At 60.2% G+C, this 14,446-nt stretch carries 19 protein-coding genes and 1 tRNA gene; 5 read left to right on the top strand and 15 right to left on the bottom strand.

The genetic code is table 11. The features are described from left to right. Positions 1 to 7: 7 nt before the first annotated feature. The 4 genes from ACE3OO_RS11450 to ACE3OO_RS11435 form a co-directional block, all read right to left on the bottom strand. Positions 8 to 802, bottom strand: coding sequence for an outer membrane protein (locus ACE3OO_RS11450; RefSeq protein ID WP_374302925.1), 795 nt, complete (start codon positions 800 to 802; stop codon positions 8 to 10). Positions 803 to 941: 139 nt separating this feature from the next. Further along, the gene (locus ACE3OO_RS11445; RefSeq protein WP_374302923.1) at positions 942 to 1,121 is read right to left on the bottom strand and encodes a hypothetical protein; all 180 of its coding nucleotides are present in this window, start codon (positions 1,119 to 1,121) and stop codon (positions 942 to 944) included. A 168-nt stretch (positions 1,122 to 1,289) separates the two neighbouring features. Beyond that, a complete protein-coding gene (acs, locus tag ACE3OO_RS11440; protein WP_374302921.1) occupies positions 1,290 to 3,233 on the bottom strand; it encodes an acetate--CoA ligase in 1,944 nt (647 codons plus the stop codon). 212 nt (positions 3,234 to 3,445) lie between these two features. Next, positions 3,446 to 3,976, bottom strand: coding sequence for a MarR family winged helix-turn-helix transcriptional regulator (locus ACE3OO_RS11435; protein WP_374302918.1), 531 nt, complete (start codon positions 3,974 to 3,976; stop codon positions 3,446 to 3,448). Between the two features lie 102 nt (positions 3,977 to 4,078). Between ACE3OO_RS11435 and ACE3OO_RS11430 the strand changes: the two genes are divergently transcribed. The 4 genes from ACE3OO_RS11430 to ACE3OO_RS11415 all read left to right on the top strand — a co-directional run bounded on the left by ACE3OO_RS11430 (position 4,079) and on the right by ACE3OO_RS11415 (position 6,490). Next, a complete protein-coding gene (locus ACE3OO_RS11430) occupies positions 4,079 to 4,582 on the top strand; it encodes a PaaI family thioesterase (RefSeq protein WP_374302916.1) in 504 nt (167 codons plus the stop codon). 85 nt (positions 4,583 to 4,667) lie between these two features. After that, complete coding sequence (locus tag ACE3OO_RS11425) at positions 4,668 to 5,411, top strand: ArsR/SmtB family transcription factor (protein WP_374302914.1); 744 nt, start codon at positions 4,668 to 4,670, stop codon at positions 5,409 to 5,411. Between the two features lie 48 nt (positions 5,412 to 5,459). Next, positions 5,460 to 5,533: transfer RNA gene (locus tag ACE3OO_RS11420), tRNA-Gly, on the top strand. 180 nt (positions 5,534 to 5,713) lie between these two features. Next, the gene (locus ACE3OO_RS11415; RefSeq protein WP_374302912.1) at positions 5,714 to 6,490 is read left to right on the top strand and encodes an HNH endonuclease; all 777 of its coding nucleotides are present in this window, start codon (positions 5,714 to 5,716) and stop codon (positions 6,488 to 6,490) included. Positions 6,491 to 6,501: 11 nt separating this feature from the next. Here the strand turns inward: ACE3OO_RS11415 and ACE3OO_RS11410 are convergent, their stop codons facing one another. From ACE3OO_RS11410 to ACE3OO_RS11390, 5 genes are all read right to left on the bottom strand, one after another. Then, positions 6,502 to 6,897 (bottom strand): very short patch repair endonuclease, encoded by a 396-nt coding sequence (locus ACE3OO_RS11410; RefSeq protein ID WP_374304686.1) that lies wholly within the window; start codon positions 6,895 to 6,897, stop codon positions 6,502 to 6,504. Positions 6,898 to 6,916: 19 nt separating this feature from the next. Beyond that, positions 6,917 to 7,774, bottom strand: coding sequence for a NaeI family type II restriction endonuclease (locus ACE3OO_RS11405; protein ID WP_374302910.1), 858 nt, complete (start codon positions 7,772 to 7,774; stop codon positions 6,917 to 6,919). A 46-nt stretch (positions 7,775 to 7,820) separates the two neighbouring features. Further along, positions 7,821 to 8,783 carry a DNA cytosine methyltransferase gene (locus tag ACE3OO_RS11400; RefSeq protein ID WP_374302908.1) on the bottom strand — a complete coding sequence of 321 codons (963 nt, stop codon included), beginning with the start codon at positions 8,781 to 8,783 and terminating at the stop codon, positions 7,821 to 7,823. A 243-nt stretch (positions 8,784 to 9,026) separates the two neighbouring features. Continuing rightward, positions 9,027 to 9,998, bottom strand: a complete 972-nt coding sequence (locus tag ACE3OO_RS11395; protein ID WP_374302906.1) for a dienelactone hydrolase family protein — start codon at positions 9,996 to 9,998, stop codon at positions 9,027 to 9,029. A 21-nt stretch (positions 9,999 to 10,019) separates the two neighbouring features. Next, on the bottom strand, positions 10,020 to 10,481 hold the full coding sequence (locus ACE3OO_RS11390; protein ID WP_374302904.1) for an SHOCT domain-containing protein: 462 nt from the start codon (positions 10,479 to 10,481) through the stop codon (positions 10,020 to 10,022). 173 nt (positions 10,482 to 10,654) lie between these two features. On the opposite strand from ACE3OO_RS11390, the gene ACE3OO_RS11385 reads away from it, so the two are divergent. Beyond that, complete coding sequence (locus ACE3OO_RS11385; protein ID WP_374302902.1) at positions 10,655 to 11,023, top strand: helix-turn-helix domain-containing protein; 369 nt, start codon at positions 10,655 to 10,657, stop codon at positions 11,021 to 11,023. Here ACE3OO_RS11385 and ACE3OO_RS11380 read toward each other — a convergent pair. The 6 genes from ACE3OO_RS11380 to ACE3OO_RS11355 all read right to left on the bottom strand — a co-directional run bounded on the left by ACE3OO_RS11380 (position 11,020) and on the right by ACE3OO_RS11355 (position 14,378). After that, the gene (locus ACE3OO_RS11380; RefSeq protein ID WP_374302900.1) at positions 11,020 to 11,253 is read right to left on the bottom strand and encodes a helix-turn-helix domain-containing protein; all 234 of its coding nucleotides are present in this window, start codon (positions 11,251 to 11,253) and stop codon (positions 11,020 to 11,022) included. The genes ACE3OO_RS11385 and ACE3OO_RS11380 overlap by 4 nt on opposite strands. Before the next feature lie 7 nt (positions 11,254 to 11,260). Next, positions 11,261 to 11,605 carry a DUF3768 domain-containing protein gene (locus ACE3OO_RS11375; RefSeq protein WP_374302898.1) on the bottom strand — a complete coding sequence of 115 codons (345 nt, stop codon included), beginning with the start codon at positions 11,603 to 11,605 and terminating at the stop codon, positions 11,261 to 11,263. An 83-nt stretch (positions 11,606 to 11,688) separates the two neighbouring features. Further along, entirely contained in the window at positions 11,689 to 11,904 is a 216-nt protein-coding gene (locus tag ACE3OO_RS11370) for a hypothetical protein (RefSeq protein ID WP_374302896.1), read from the bottom strand. Next, positions 11,901 to 12,941 carry a hypothetical protein gene (locus ACE3OO_RS11365; RefSeq protein ID WP_374302895.1) on the bottom strand — a complete coding sequence of 347 codons (1,041 nt, stop codon included), beginning with the start codon at positions 12,939 to 12,941 and terminating at the stop codon, positions 11,901 to 11,903. The genes ACE3OO_RS11370 and ACE3OO_RS11365 overlap by 4 nt, the downstream gene beginning before the upstream one ends. 749 nt (positions 12,942 to 13,690) lie before the next feature. Further along, positions 13,691 to 14,068, bottom strand: a complete 378-nt coding sequence (locus ACE3OO_RS11360) for a Rap1a/Tai family immunity protein (protein WP_374302893.1) — start codon at positions 14,066 to 14,068, stop codon at positions 13,691 to 13,693. Between the two features lie 49 nt (positions 14,069 to 14,117). Then, positions 14,118 to 14,378 carry a Rap1a/Tai family immunity protein gene (locus ACE3OO_RS11355; protein WP_374304685.1) on the bottom strand — a complete coding sequence of 87 codons (261 nt, stop codon included), beginning with the start codon at positions 14,376 to 14,378 and terminating at the stop codon, positions 14,118 to 14,120. Between the last annotated feature and the right edge of the window lie 68 nt (positions 14,379 to 14,446).

Genomic DNA, 14,446 nt, shown 5'->3' with positions numbered 1-14,446 from the left:
GCCCGACCTAGTTGAAGCGATAGGTGAAGCCGATGAACAGGCTCTGGACATCGAGATCGGCCACGTGGTTCATCGTGCCGCCCGAGTTGTTGGTCGACGTGACCGGAGACACTGACTTGACCTCTCCGAACCGCGTGTAGAGATATTCGCCCCTGAAGGCCCAATCCCGGCTCAGTGCATATTCGCCGCCGAACCCGAGGCTCCAGCCGGTCACGAAATGCTCCTTCGAGGTCTTGGATAACCCGTTGAAGGCGTTGTCGATATACGAGGCATCCAGCTGCAGCCGCGTGGCCGCGACGCCGCCGGTGAGATAGCCGAGCCAGTTGTCCTGCGCCCAGCCCAGCCGGGGCCGCAATGTCGCCATCCAGTTGGCCTTCACCGATTGCTCAATGGTCATCCGCGAGCCGTTGTTGACCGACTCGACACGATCGTTCACCGAATGGACTTCATCCAGGAGAAGGGTATTGGCGCTCGCCTCAAGCCCGACGAGGATATTGCCAAACTGCCTGGCATAGCCGCCCGCCAGCGCGCCCGAAGGCCGCCATTGCTCCATGTCGTTGTTGCCGAGCCGGCCGATCTGCCTGGCATCGGTCGCGTCGAGATACTGGAGGACCCCGGTGGTCATCGTGGCGTTGGAATGGCCATTCGTCGCGCCCGCGAAGCCGCTGACATAGAACCCCGACCAGTCGACGGCGGGCGCCGGCTGAGCCAGGGCAGCGGCGCCCATTCCACCCGCCACCGTTCCGCCCGCCAGCGCAACGATCAAGCCGACAACAGTCCCACGAATACCCGCCTCACGCATTCAAGCCCCCCGGCTCTAAAATGACACGGCGACGATGACAGCTTATAAGCCGGTTGTCATGCCGGGGGGGGCTGCGTCCCGACCATTTGAGACGCTGGCGACAGAAATACGATACGTTTTGGCAATTCCGCCTGCCTGCCTAGACCCGGATCAGGAAATACCAGGCGAGCAGGAAGACGATCACCACCCCGGCGATGCCGAAGCCGAGCACATAGCGCATGCGGTGCAGTTCGATGCCGGCGCGGGCGCGGTTGGTCGGCAGCACCCGTTCCTTGCTTTCGCTTTCGGCGCGTTCCTTAGGGCCATACTGGGCTGGCATGAGCAGCTCCTTTCCCCGCTGTCGCGGCGGATTCTTCCTTGTCTGCCCCAAACGAAACGGGCGCCGGGTTTGTTCCCCGGCGCCCGGCGTCGCAACATTCCAGTTTCCTGTTGTTACAGTTGGCTGGCCCCCAGTTTTCAGCGCGACGTCGATTCCGCGACTAACGGCTCAGCGCTTGTTCATGCGGTTGTTGACCAGATCATCCACCACCGATGGATCGGCCAGGGTACTGGTATCGCCCAGGCTGCCGAACTCGTTCTCGGCGATCTTGCGCAGGATGCGGCGCATGATCTTGCCCGAGCGAGTCTTGGGCAGGCCCGGGGCCCACTGGATCAGGTCGGGCGAGGCGATCGGTCCGATCAGGGCGCGCACATGCTGCACCAGTTCCTTGCGCAGGTCCTCGCTCGGATGGATGCCCGCCTTCAGCGTCACATAGGCATAGATGCCCTGGCCCTTGATGTCGTGCGGATAGCCCACCACGGCGGCCTCGGCCACCATGGCATGCGCCACCAGCGCGCTTTCCACCTCGGCCGTGCCCATGCGGTGACCCGAGACGTTGATCACGTCGTCGACGCGGCCGGTGATCCAGTAATAGCCGTCGGCATCGCGGCGGCAGCCGTCGCCGGTGAAATAGCGGCCGGGGAAGGTGCTGAAATACGTGTCGATGAAGCGCTGGTGGTCGCCATAGACCGTGCGCATCTGGCCCGGCCAGCTATCACTGATGCACAGGTTGCCCTCGGTGGCGCCGGGCAGCTCGTTGCCGTCGCCATCCACGATGATCGGCTTGACGCCGAAGAAGGGCAAAGTGGCCGAACCCGGCTTCTGTGCGATGGCGCCGGGCAGCGGCGTGATCAGGATGCCGCCGGTTTCGGTCTGCCACCAGGTATCGACGATGGGGCAGCGGCCGTCGCCCACCACGCGGTGATACCACAGCCAGGCTTCCGGATTGATCGGTTCGCCCACCGAGCCGAGCAGGCGCAGGCTGGCGCGGCTGGTCTTTTTCACCGGCGCCTCGCCCTCGCGCATCAGCGCGCGGATGGCGGTGGGGGCGGTGTAGAAGATGTTGACCTTGTGTTTGTCGATCACCTGCCAGAAGCGCGAGGCGTCGGGGTAGTTCGGCACGCCCTCGAACATCAGCGTGGTGGCGCCGTTGGCCAGCGGGCCATAGACGATGTAGCTGTGACCGGTGACCCAGCCCACGTCGGCGGTGCACCAGTAGATGTCGCCGTCGTGATAATCGAAGACATACTGGTGCGTCATCGCGGCAAAGACGAGATAGCCGCCGGTGGTGTGCAGCACGCCCTTGGGCTTGCCGGTCGAGCCCGAGGTATAGAGAATGAACAGCGGGTCTTCCGCGTTCATCGGCTCGGGCGCGCAGGTGGCCGGCACCTTGGCGGCTTCCTCGTGGTACCAGACGTCGCGGCCGGGAACCATGTCGATCTTGCCGCCGGTATGCTTCACGACCAGCACGGTCTTCACGCCGGGGCAGGTTTTCAGCGCCGCGTCGGCATTGGCCTTCAGCGGCACGCCACGACCGCCGCGCAGGCCCTCGTCGGCGGTGATCACGAACTGGCTGTCGCAATCCTGGATGCGGTTGGCGAGACTGTCGGGCGAAAAGCCGCCAAACACGATGGAGTGGATGGCGCCGATGCGGGCGCAGGCCAGCATCGCATAGGCCGCCGCCGGGATCATCGGCAGGTAGATGGTGACGCGGTCGCCCTTCTTCACGCCGCGCGCCTTCATCACATTGGCCATGCGGCAGACTTCATCGTGAAGCTGCTGGTAGGTGATGTGTTCCGACTTCGACGGATCGTCGCCTTCCCAGATGATCGCGGTCTGGTTCGCGCGCTTGGGCAGATGGCGGTCGATGCAGTTGGCCGAGACGTTCAACACGCCGTCGTGGAACCAGCGGATATGCAGGTCCTTGCGGTCGAAGGAGACGTCCTTCACCTTGGTGAAGGGCTTGATCCAGTCAACGCGCTTGCCGTGTTCGGCCCAGAAACCTTCCGGGTCCTGCACCGAACGCTCGTACATGGCCTTGTATTTCGCGGCATCCACCCAGGCCCGCTTCGCCCAGTCGTCCGAAACCGGAAACAGCTCGTTATCGGCCATGATCGGCTCTCCCTTCCCTATGTGAGGCGTGGCCCAGCCGGCTGGGATATCCGGCCGGGGCCCGCAGCGTTCCCTCGCGGCCCGACATTGACGTCGCGGCCGCCTGCATCATTCGGGGCGATGATGCCCGGAAAGGCCGGCCGGCGACAAGCGCCCGGCCTTTCGACCAAAGCATAGCCTGGCGACCAAAGCATAGCCCCGCTTGGGGAAATTCAGGAATCGATATCGATTGCGGGCGGATCGGCCGCCGGCGTGCCGGCAATGGCTGCGGTCAGCCCGGCCATCAGGGCGGGATAGTCGGCCTTCAGGCCGGCGATCATTTCGTCCTGCGCCTGACGCCACAGCGCGAGGCCGGCGCGGTAGGCGGCACGGCCCTCGCGCGTGGCCCGCACGGCTTTCGCCCGGCCATGGGAGCCGGCCTCGACCACCAGCAGGCCCTCGGCCACCAGCGGCGCGATGTTGCGCGACAGGGTCGTGCGGTCGAGATCCAGCGCTTTCGCCAGTTCGGTGATGCTGGCCGGGCGGCCATTCTGTTTCTCGAAGGCCGCCGCCATGCCGACCAGGCTGTGCTGCGGCAGGCCGAGGCCGATCTTCGCCAGGTGGCGGGTGTAATGCTCGCTGGCCCGCCGGGCGGCCGAGCGCAGCAGGAAACAGATGCAGTCCTCGCGGCCATCGGGCGCCGGCCTGGGATAGACGGGCTCGGCAGGGAGGGCGGAGGCAGGGGAGTCGACAGGCTCGGCCATATCGTGTATATACACCATATAAGGCGGCCGGACAAGCCATCCACCCGGCCGGCCTGGCCTCCCCAGGCTTTAACGACAAGACATGATCAGGAGAAACGCCCGATGTCGGCAGATCCCGTCACCCCAGGCCCCATCACCAAGAGCCCCGTCTACGGCGTGCTGCCGCTGGAAAAGCTGCGCGAGATGGCGGGCATCGAGTTGTTCAAGGGCATGATGGCGGGCGAATTGCCCGGCGCGCCGATCGCCGAAGTCATGAATATGTGGATCCACGAGGCCGAGCCGGGCCGCGTGGTGTTTGCCGGCCGGCCTGACAGGCAGCATTACAATCCGATCGGCAGCGTGCATGGCGGCTATGCCGGCACGATGCTGGACAGCTGCATGTCCTGCGCGGTGCAGTCGCTGCTGCCCAAGGGCATGGGCTACACCACACTGGAGTACAAGGTCAGCCTGGTGCGCGGCATCAGCGACCAGACCGGCATCGTCTATGCCGAGGGCAAGGCGATCCAGGTAGGCAACCGCGTGGGCACGGCAGAAGGGCGCATCACCGATGCCCAGGGAAAGATCCTCGCCACCGGCACCACCACCTGCCTGGTCTTTCCGATCTGACACGCGGGATTTCGGGCCGCACATTTCGACCACGGCCGAAGCATCGGAGATGGACGCTGCGCCGCCCGCTGCCTAAAGTCGGGCCATGAGCAGCAGTGAGCCGCATGTGGCGAAAATCGCCGCCCTGATCGGCGATCCGGCGCGGGCCAATATCCTCAAGGCCCTGATGGATGGCCGCGCGCGCACGGCCAAGGAACTGGCCCATGCCGCCGGTGTGTCGCCGCAGACCACCAGCGGCCATCTGGCCAAGCTGGTGGACGGCGAATTGCTGGCGATGGCCAAGCAGGGCCGGCATCGCTACTTCCATCTGGCCAATACCCTGGTGGCCGAGGCGCTGGAAAGCCTGATGGCGCTGGCCGGCGAACGGCCGGTGCCCAAACATCATCATCAGGCCCGCATCGCCGCCGACCTGCGCGCGGCGCGCACCTGCTACGACCACCTGGCCGGCAAGCTGGGCGTGCTGCTGTTCGACCGGATGGTGGCACGCGGCTGCATTCTGCCGGCGGGCGATGCCGACGATTTCGTAGTCAGCGCCGAAGGGCGGCGACTGTTCGCGCGGCTCAATATCGACATCGACGCACTGGCGGTCAAAACCGGGCGGCGCCGGCATTTCGCCCGCGCCTGCCTGGACTGGAGCGAGCGCAGCCCGCACCTGGCCGGTGCTTTGGGCGCGGCGCTGGCCGAATGCTGTTTCGACCGCGGCTGGCTGCAGCGCCGCAAGGAGAGCCGCGCCGTGACCCTGACCCCGGCCGGCACCAAGGCGCTTGCCGAGCTGTTCGACCTGCCGCCCGACCGGCTCGGCGCGCCCGAAGATGCCGCCAGACACTGATCCGGCCCGTTGAATCCGGCCCGCTGCTTGGCTATGGTCGCCCGGAAGGCGGGTGTAGCTCAATGGTAGAGCAGAAGCTTCCCAAGCTTACGACGGGGGTTCGATTCCCCTCACCCGCTCCAATCTCTTCAGATATTTAGCTAAGACCCTGCGCTGTCCAATGGCTCCGTACTGCAACAGTACTGCAAAGTCAGCCGTGGATTTTGATGCACACGCATGGACTTCAAGCCCTGCCGGAAGGCCATTCGGATCGCTGTACACCCTCGACCAAATTATTTGCGATGGTCCTAGAGCCTAACGTCATGGCGAAGCGCAGAATGAAAAAATTGAGTCCGCTGCATCTGCGCATAGTCGATGCCCTTCGCAAGCATCCGAAAGGGCTCCATATCGGTGATATACGCCGCCTCGCAGTCAAGCGTGGCGACCGACAGCAGCATCTTGATAAACGTGTTAGGGAGCTTTCCCCATACTTCGTGATCGACCGGCCTGTCCGCGGCAGATACACGATCTATAAGTACATTCGCAGGCGCAAACCGGGAGAATGGAACGCAGAGGGAGTAAGCAACAAGCTGAGATCACATGTCATCCACATGGCGCATGGGAAGTGCCAGATGTGCGGGCGCACCGTCGCTGAGGATGGTATTCGACTACATGTAGATCACCGCATTCCTCAGAGATGGGGCGGAACTAGCGATGTCGAGAATCTCTGGGCTATCTGCTCTTCCTGCAACGAAGGCAAGAAAGACTACTTCTCCTCTCTTCCCGACAATATGATGGTGCGATTGGCAAGCACCGCTTCGGTTCATCAGCGGCTTGCAAAGCTTCTCAACCTGAAAGCAGGGAAGTGGGTGAGCAGTGACTTTCTACGGTCTATCGCCAATCTCACGGAAACCCAAGACGATTGGCAGCGAAGGCTTCGAGAAATTCGGCCATTCGTAAGACGACTAGAAAAACTGAAAGTCCACGAGGAAAAGCGAGTTACAACTCACTACCGCTTTCCGAAAAGAATCAGATTACCGAAAAACCTCGCCGAGCTGGTGAAGCGGCGGGAGAAGCGCCGCCGAATGAAGGCTGAATAAAGCTGCAAAATCTATTTCCGGAGCGGCCGCTTACGACCCTTCACTGCTTTCACTTGCGCCACCAATCGGCGCAGCGCATCCGGGCACTTAACTTCACACTCCCAAATTTCCAAGACTTTCCAGCCCAATTTGTTCAACTCGGATTTATTTGTTGCGTCACGCGATACGTTCCGGGCCAGCTTCGGCCCCCAATAATCAACGCGTGAAGCGGGGATGTTGGAAAGCGAACATCCATGCATATGCCAAAAACAGCCGCGAACCTCCACAATGAGTTTGCGTGATGCCAATACTATGTCCGGCTTTCCGGGAAGATTCTTCTGGTGGAGGCGGAACCGCAGCCCTGCCGCATGCAATGCCTTGCGGACCGTAATCTCGGGTTTGGTATTCTTGGCACGGATGGCCCGCATATTGCGGGACCGGCCCTCGCTAGTCGATGTGACCTGCTTCACGAAGCACCTGATACTGCTCCTGCGTTTCGGGCATGACCGATATAAATGAATCAGCGCCCACTTCTGGCAGTCCGCAGAACTCGATTAAACCACGGTCTTTCTGTCCCCAGAGTATGGCAATGCGCTCAGGTGCAAGAATATCCCTTGCACCACCATTTCTGCGTATGCGCTTCATGTAATCATCCTGCTGTGCAACTGACTGCACAAGCACTCTGGAGATTGGAATGCGCTGAATGGCACGGAACAGCCGCGCCAACCTCTCTGCGCCGCCACGCGGTTCCATAATATGACGCCTCGCATCAGGTGCTACGTGCAGCCAAAAGTTTGGCGGATACTGCTCCCCATTCACCAGCCAAAGCGTACTCTCTCTTGCGATAGCCGCCTGAATTGTTGTCTTCCGGTCGCGGTTGAGTCCGATGTTCAGCTTGTCCTGGGTGATTAGGATAACGCCAACCCAGCACAACGCCCTGGCTTCATCGCACCTTATAAGCAAGCAAGGGTGTCCAATTGCCTCGGGTGGTATGGTCCAAGTCGAACTGATGGTGTTCTTTATGTCCACCTCAAACCCATCAACCTGCATGTCGAGATAGCCACGCGGAAACCCGAGCCAGCTCCGAACCAGGTTTTCAACTTTGGTGCCAATGTAGGTCTTCTCGGTCTTCTCGATTTCATCAAGCGTGAAACGGCTTGTGCGCGGCGCGTCGATAACTTCATCGAGTGCGTTGCGCAGCAACGATTTGATCTCCGCACTGAACCGGGCAGGTCCACCGGCAGCGCGGACAATCGCGTTGGCGACGTGACTGACGACAGGAAAGTCAGGATGATTGGGCAGCATGCCGGAATGTTACCGGCCGCTGCCCGATGTTCAAGGATTACGGTGCTTAGGCCGCCTTAGAGACCCGAACCGATTTTCGCACGGCGGCTTTTAGAGCAGCCTTAATTTGCTGAGCTACGGCCTTTGCAACAGGCGGAGGGAATGCGTTTCCCACCTGGCGGTAAGCATTGGTCTTTTTGCCAGCAAAACTCCAGTCTTCTGGAAATCCTTGAAGTCGCGCGACCATAGGAACGGTCAGAATAGGCATACCAACGTAATCACGAGGCGGAGGTGCGTCTGCAAGGAGGTGGCCATTTACGCCTAGCGCGGCCCAAGCCTTTTTCGCCCGCGTAGGGCCAAGATCAGGTCCGCCGTGCTTCTTTGATCCACCAACAATTGTGGGAGCAATGTCGTTCGCCCTCTTCGCCCATTGCTTTGCGCCCCTCCATCCGGCAGCGGCCATCATTGGGCCAAGAACTTCACCTACAGTTGGCGCATCAAACGGGGCTGGCGTTGGCCATTTGAAATGCTCGGCAGCGCCGCTCGGCAGGGCTACAAAGACAACACGCGGGCGCAGCTGAGGCACCCCAAAGTCACTCGCGTTCAGCAGCCGCCAGGAAACCGTATAACCACTCCGGCGGAGGCGCTCTGCGATGCGGGCGCGATAATCGTCGAAGACGGTATCCAGAATTCCCCGGACATTCTCAAACATTACCGCGTGCGGTCGGGTCTCCTCGACGATCTCCAGCCCTATCTCAAAGAGATTGCGTTCGTCTTTCTCGCCCAGCTGCTTGCCCGCAACTGAGAACGGCGGGCAAGGTAAGCCACCGGCAAGCAGCTCAATTCTTTTCCAGCTGGAATAGTCAGCAGCCCTGAGATCGTCTTCGATCACCTGCCAATGGGGGCGATTCAGCCGAAGCGTCTGGCAGGCCCACTTGTCGATTTCGACCAGCGCGGCATGGCCGAATCCGGCCTGCTCGACCCCTAACGCCTGGCCACCTGCTCCGGCGCAAAGCTCCACAGAATACATGCGTGATTTCCCCTCAGGCTCAAGCCCGATTCGCCTAGTTGGATGCTACAGAACGCGATTGCATATGTGAATCGGGCAAATCGGTTATCCCCGGTATTCACAGGCCGATTTGCTCGATTCGCCGGAGTGACGTCTGGTCGCGTTACAAACCCGGCAGATCGCGGTTAGCGCGTGTTTGGCTCTTACCTACACCGCCCGAGAATAAGAGCCACACAACTGCCCCCTACACTCAGACGTACGGACCTATTGCGCCAATCCAAACTCGGTTTCGACGATCTTCTTGATATCCCAAAGGGCATCGTACTTGACGTCGGCGTTGCCGCCGTAATGGGCACCGTAGGTGCGGCATGCACCCATGGCCCGCCCCATGTTAGCGGGGATGTTGGCCCGCGGATTAAGACCCATCCCGGCAGACATCACGGTTAGGCCAGTGAGCGACTCTTTCCAGCTTCCGTCGGCCTGCTGCTCCATGACGCACTTGGCGTAATTCTGAATCCGCCGGTCGTAGATCACCTCTTCCTTAGTTGAATCCCAGGCATGCAAGCCTTCTGGGTACACGATTGTTTTGATCTTACTGCCCTTGGCCTCGAACTTCTTGGCGTATGAGAGGCATACGTTCGGGTCGGCGTAATCGTCCTTACCCCCGAGAAGCATGTAGATCGGCGCTGGTGCGTTCGTATCGAAATACTGGTTCGTGCAGCCTGGATAGAGAGGTATGTGCAGCGCAAACCTATGGCCGTTCTCCGAATACTGCTTGATAACCGAAGGGATTGCGGCATGCAGCGACGTAGAACCGCCCTTTGAGAACCCCATAATGCCGACGCGGCTCATGTCCACCTTCGGGTTTTCGGCAATGCGGTCCAACACCTTGAAGGCGTCATAAACCATGTTGTCCGTGCTTACTGCTGCCTGATCGTAGGCCGTGCTCTCGACGCCGCGATACCGGAAGTGATCAGTGATTACCGACCACACACCCAGCTCAGCCAACTTCTGCGCATACCAGAGTTCGCGGGAGTGGCTTTGCCCGCCGCTGCCATGGACGATGAACATGACGGGGTATTTGTCGAGGCCGATGTCCGGAAACACGGTATGGACCGAAACCTTGGATCGCTGACCGTTGTAGTTGGTCTCGACGGCGAAATGCTCTTTCAAAGGTGCTGCGAAAGCAGCTTGGGCGGCAAACAGCACCGCAGTCACAGCAATAATGAGCCGCATGGTCATTTCTCCTCAAACCGATCAGAGCTCGTTGACTTCGATCAGAAGCCGATTGTTGGCGCTCAGCCACATCCGGTAGCGCACCGCCGCCTTGCCTGAGTTGAGGAAAGCGACGCCAGTGCATACCCGCTCTTTCTTCTCGGCCGAGTAAGAGACCTCACGGGCTTCGGTGAGGTCGAGCAGGCGCAGCGTGGACGTGTTGGCTGACGGATTCTTCTCAATCGCGTTTTGCATTAGGTCCCGTGCATCGGCGTGATCGCATTTCGGAACCTCCTTGGCATCGCCTCCGGCAATACCCATTAAGCCGTTGATGCCCACCCCGATGGCGATCAGGATAACCGGCAACTTGACCCACCAGGGCCACTTCTTTTTGACCTTCGCCTTGCCGCCCAAGAGCGCCTGCTTCTGCGCCTCGTATTCCTGTTCGGTCAGTGCCCCCTCTTTGAATAGCTGGTGCAGTTTCGCGATTTCGTCACTCGACATTGCTTCCCCCTAAGTTGACCGCCGATGGGCGGCAGCATTCCAACAAAGACTCCGCTTGACGGGCTATTTACCCATGTATTTCGATTAAAAGTCGGTATTCTGGTTTCGGTCAATGGCTTTCATCGACTTCTGGTCGATGGTTTTGCCCCTTTCCCCGACAGAAAGTCGGGGCCATGAAATCCAGCGAACGCAATAAGCTCCTTGGCCGCCGCATCCGCGAACTCCGCAAGGAGCGAGGCCTGACCCAGGAAGAACTCAGCGAAAAGATCGGTAAGACCGACGAGGTGATCTCGAATATCGAGACCGGAGCGGCCTCGACACGGTTATCGACCCTGTTCGATATTGCCGATGCCCTGAAGGTTAGCCTGGTCGATTTCTTCGATTGGGTTTCGCCCCGGAAGTTGACGGCTGAGGAAATCCGGCAGGAAGAACTGGTCAGCCGTGTCCGCAAAATCCTACGCGGCGAGAGCACCGCGTCGGCGGAAGACCTAGCCGAGATCAATACAGCCTTGGTTAAGGCGAAGCAGAAGAAGAGCCGTTAAGGCTGTCGCCGGTTCCGCCGGACGTGTTTTGCGCCGGGCTCATACTGCGCCAGGGTCTTCATCCAGGCTTCGGCGGCCTCCCGCGTGATGTAGGTTCGCCTGCCGAGCTTGACCGCCTGCAACTCGCCTGAGCCGATCAACTCATAGGCCACGGTGCGGCGTGGACCATATTCAGCCATGAAGTCCTCGATGGTCAGCAGCCGCTTATTGGTCTTTTCACCCTCAAGCATGTGCCCCTCAATATTCGCTGGCCAGCATGACGGTGAGCACTCGGATAGTGCGGGATGGATCTGCGGGGTCCTCTGAGCCGTAGGCCATCGTCGGATCGTAGTAGTCGATCTTGAAGAAGAAGCGGTCTCCGGCATCCTCGAACGCGCCAAAATCGTGTTCGCCATGCGGATCGTTGGCATGATCGAAGCGGTCATAGGTCTTTATGATATGCACGAGCCGGGCGATGCGCTCGTTGCCCATTGCTGCCACGCCCTGGGTCATCAGAACCCGTCCGCCGCTCATACTGCGGCGGAAGGCATCGTTGAGCTGCCGAATGCGCTCTACATTGCGATAATCGTTCACATGGTACATGCGACAATCTCCCGTTGCGGCCAACCGCGCTGGCCGCTTGTCAGTGATCGGTTTGTGGGGAATGGCTCGAGTGAGCCGGGGAATTACTGTCCGGGCTTCGGCGCGATGCGCTTGGCCTCGGCGGGATCGAAAGCGCGGGCTCCCGGCTTGGCAGTCAGCCAGACCCGATGCGGACGTTTGGTGCTGATAGAGAAATCGGCCAACTCGAATTGCAGGCCGGGATCGCCGGGCAGCACCAGGTAGACCCTTGCCTCTGCCTTGGCCGCCTGCAGCAGGTCGGAAAGCTCGTCGGCAGTCATGGCGCGGCTGCCTTGGCCTTCGATGGCGCTGCGGGCTTCATCGGAGCCTCGAAGAGCCGAACCAAGGCAATCACCTCGGCATCCTTTTCGATCTGGATGGTGTCCTTCGGTGCCAGGCGGTGTGCCTTGCGGGCAGTCCCAGCTGTTAGGTGCTTACGCGATACGCCGACCGAAGCCAGCGTCGATTGACCAGGCGCAGGTAGCCAGTCCTCGAAATGCGCTGCGCCAACCACGAAGCGTCCTTGCATGGCGGCCGAGGCGGCAGCGATGCCATGCCGCTGCCAGAACCCGTCAAGGCCCGGCCGCTCGAAGCCGTGAATGGTGGCGATAGCCACGTGGGGCTTCTCCTTTGTCAGCAGGTTTGACCAATCGGCGAGGCATTGCCGACGGAGTTGCTTGAAGCCCTGGTCGCCCATGCGGAGGATCTTCTGCCCGGTCCTCAACGCCCGGATGGCGTGATACCGGCTCGATGCCCCTCCCGGCGTCTCGGTCAGGCCGAACAGGTCGTAGCAGGCCGACAGGATCGCCTTGGCCCCGCACGGCAGGGTCACCAGCCGATCAGTGCTGCCATAGTCCTCGGCGCAGGGCACAGTCTGCCGGCGACCTTCCCCTTCGGCTGCCGTGGGAAACAGCTTTCGAGCCAGGCCGACCACGCGCTCGGCCGAAAGGGCAACCGAGAGCTGTTCTTGCCGCTGCCGGGTATCTGACGGGTCAGCTAACATGCCAGTGACCAGCAGGCAGCCTGCAGAGCGATCCTGTAGCCGGTCGAGCTGGCGGCGGGCGGCCGAGAGGCAGGCTTGCGCCTGCAGGCTGGTAAGGCGTCTCGATCCGGCCAGGTGGCCTACCGGGCGGTTCAGACGGAAGAAGCCGCCGGGCAGCAGCAGAGCATCTAGCGCGGCCCAGCCGCGCTCATGAATGCCGGTAACGATCTGGGCCAGCAGTTGGCCTCTGGGTTGGTTCTGTTTGGGCGTGGATGCGGGGCGACCGAGAACGCAGACAGCCGCAACCCGCAGCGATGGCTTCGCCGGTGGGTTCATTTGATCCTCGATGTGATGGGGTAAGGCCGGTCGGCGACCGGCGGGCGGGTCAAAAGCAGGAGCAGGCAGCGCCGCACCGGCACATAAACCCGTTAAGGTAGTATATATCAATCAAACACAAAGATCAATACCCAGAAAATCAAGTATTTATGGCATATATTGCCACCTGCAGTGTATGCATGGCGGCCAGTAGCGCCACCCCCATGCCCGAGGCCGCAAGTTCCCAAGCCCCCCTGCCGCGACCGTCCTTGCCTTCGAGGCTCCGCCGGGGCCAAGGCGATGCCGCCGCTCTGATTGCGGCGGTCTCGACCACCCCAATGGATCGTGTCATTGCCGGGCATCAGTTCGGGTTGGATCGCAAAATCGGCGGGCGCTATTGCCAACCTCAGCCACTGAAACGTAATGGGATAGAAATTTGGTCGGGGCCATTGCGCCGCGCCAGCATTACCGGATGAACCTTTTGGCATCCACGCGGACGATACTCGGCTCTACTTCGATTTTTTATCCCATCAACGTCGTCTAGGCGGTCGCACCTGCGAAACTAGAGCCGACTTATGCCCATTAGCCGCTGCATCGGCCATGGACGACAATTCACTTAATGAGAACTAGTGGTCCAGGTGGATTTGTAGACGCTAAAAGAGCTGTGATCCAATCGAGCTTAGCCGTGAGCGTCACTAGCGGAAGCCTATTCCCGAACCTACTCACCATTAACAGTTAAGCAAAATTCTACTAACCAGAAATTGAGCAGGTCATTTTGGCACGATAAGGCAATTCCAGCTGGCATGCATGGAATCGAATACGATGCGCAGGTCTGGTTCGTGCAACCTATGGGAATTTTCGTTCGCAAACTTGATGAAAATCCGGACGAGTTGATCGGCATTTACATCTGAGGGGATGCATGAACGATCACGCTTGAGCCCCGTAGTGTTGGCGTCCAAAGTCCAGGTCGCGCCTGTCACCCGGCCAAGACAATAGGCTGCGTCAAACGAGGGAGTGCCATTCCGGTACGCTTCGCAAGCTTGGAGCAGATATCCGGCCGCACTCATGCCAATGGGGTTGCTGGCATGGCTTACTGGCGTTTCGGCCAGCAGAAACAATGCCGCCAATGCCGATACCCGAGCAATCATTTGGAAACACCTAACTCGCTGAGTGATCCCTTGTCGACGGATGCGCACCTCACTTGCAAGGATACATCCTTTCAAGAATTGCGGTGAACCTAGCGGCTGCCGACGCCGCTGGATCCGGAGGAAATGCTCTGATCTCCCGCCGGTATACACTCGACAACTCAAGCACTGTTAATGATCTTGGCGGACAGTAATTGAAAATCGATGGATTTACTGATGCCAACATAGAATAGAGATCAGAAACCCCCGAAATATATCCTAAGCACATCGAAATGTTGTTATCGCAAAACTCCGTAAGTTTCTCAGCTGTCATGCTACCGGGAGCCTGCTGTGCACCGACATTCGGCGAATTCAGTAGAGCATAGCTGAGAAATGTAAGTA

Origin of the sequence: Ferrovibrio sp. (genome assembly GCF_041906005.1) — a bacterium.
Lineage (GTDB): Bacteria > Pseudomonadota > Alphaproteobacteria > Ferrovibrionales > Ferrovibrionaceae > Ferrovibrio.
The sequence above is the reverse complement of the archived record's forward strand: the minus strand, read 5'-3'. Positions and strand labels throughout refer to the sequence as shown.

Bases quoted from the DNA above. Each gene is read 5' to 3' on its own strand.
- ACE3OO_RS11450 (WP_374302925.1), bottom strand. From the start codon at position 802: ATGCGTGAGGCGGGTATTCGTGGGACTGTTGTCGGCTTGATCGTTGCG.
- ACE3OO_RS11445 (WP_374302923.1), bottom strand. From the start codon at position 1,121: ATGCCAGCCCAGTATGGCCCTAAGGAACGCGCCGAAAGCGAAAGCAAG.
- acs (WP_374302921.1), bottom strand. From the start codon at position 3,233: ATGGCCGATAACGAGCTGTTTCCGGTTTCGGACGACTGGGCGAAGCGG.
- ACE3OO_RS11435 (WP_374302918.1), bottom strand. From the start codon at position 3,976: ATGGCCGAGCCTGTCGACTCCCCTGCCTCCGCCCTCCCTGCCGAGCCC.
- ACE3OO_RS11430 (WP_374302916.1), top strand. From the start codon at position 4,079: ATGTCGGCAGATCCCGTCACCCCAGGCCCCATCACCAAGAGCCCCGTC.
- ACE3OO_RS11425 (WP_374302914.1), top strand. From the start codon at position 4,668: ATGAGCAGCAGTGAGCCGCATGTGGCGAAAATCGCCGCCCTGATCGGC.
- ACE3OO_RS11415 (WP_374302912.1), top strand. From the start codon at position 5,714: ATGGCGAAGCGCAGAATGAAAAAATTGAGTCCGCTGCATCTGCGCATA.
- ACE3OO_RS11410 (WP_374304686.1), bottom strand. From the start codon at position 6,897: ATGCGGGCCATCCGTGCCAAGAATACCAAACCCGAGATTACGGTCCGC.
- ACE3OO_RS11405 (WP_374302910.1), bottom strand. From the start codon at position 7,774: ATGCTGCCCAATCATCCTGACTTTCCTGTCGTCAGTCACGTCGCCAAC.
- ACE3OO_RS11400 (WP_374302908.1), bottom strand. From the start codon at position 8,783: ATGTATTCTGTGGAGCTTTGCGCCGGAGCAGGTGGCCAGGCGTTAGGG.
- ACE3OO_RS11395 (WP_374302906.1), bottom strand. From the start codon at position 9,998: ATGCGGCTCATTATTGCTGTGACTGCGGTGCTGTTTGCCGCCCAAGCT.
- ACE3OO_RS11390 (WP_374302904.1), bottom strand. From the start codon at position 10,481: ATGTCGAGTGACGAAATCGCGAAACTGCACCAGCTATTCAAAGAGGGG.
- ACE3OO_RS11385 (WP_374302902.1), top strand. From the start codon at position 10,655: ATGAAATCCAGCGAACGCAATAAGCTCCTTGGCCGCCGCATCCGCGAA.
- ACE3OO_RS11380 (WP_374302900.1), bottom strand. From the start codon at position 11,253: ATGCTTGAGGGTGAAAAGACCAATAAGCGGCTGCTGACCATCGAGGAC.
- ACE3OO_RS11375 (WP_374302898.1), bottom strand. From the start codon at position 11,605: ATGTACCATGTGAACGATTATCGCAATGTAGAGCGCATTCGGCAGCTC.
- ACE3OO_RS11370 (WP_374302896.1), bottom strand. From the start codon at position 11,904: ATGACTGCCGACGAGCTTTCCGACCTGCTGCAGGCGGCCAAGGCAGAG.
- ACE3OO_RS11365 (WP_374302895.1), bottom strand. From the start codon at position 12,941: ATGAACCCACCGGCGAAGCCATCGCTGCGGGTTGCGGCTGTCTGCGTT.
- ACE3OO_RS11360 (WP_374302893.1), bottom strand. From the start codon at position 14,068: ATGATTGCTCGGGTATCGGCATTGGCGGCATTGTTTCTGCTGGCCGAA.
- ACE3OO_RS11355 (WP_374304685.1), bottom strand. From the start codon at position 14,378: ATGACAGCTGAGAAACTTACGGAGTTTTGCGATAACAACATTTCGATG.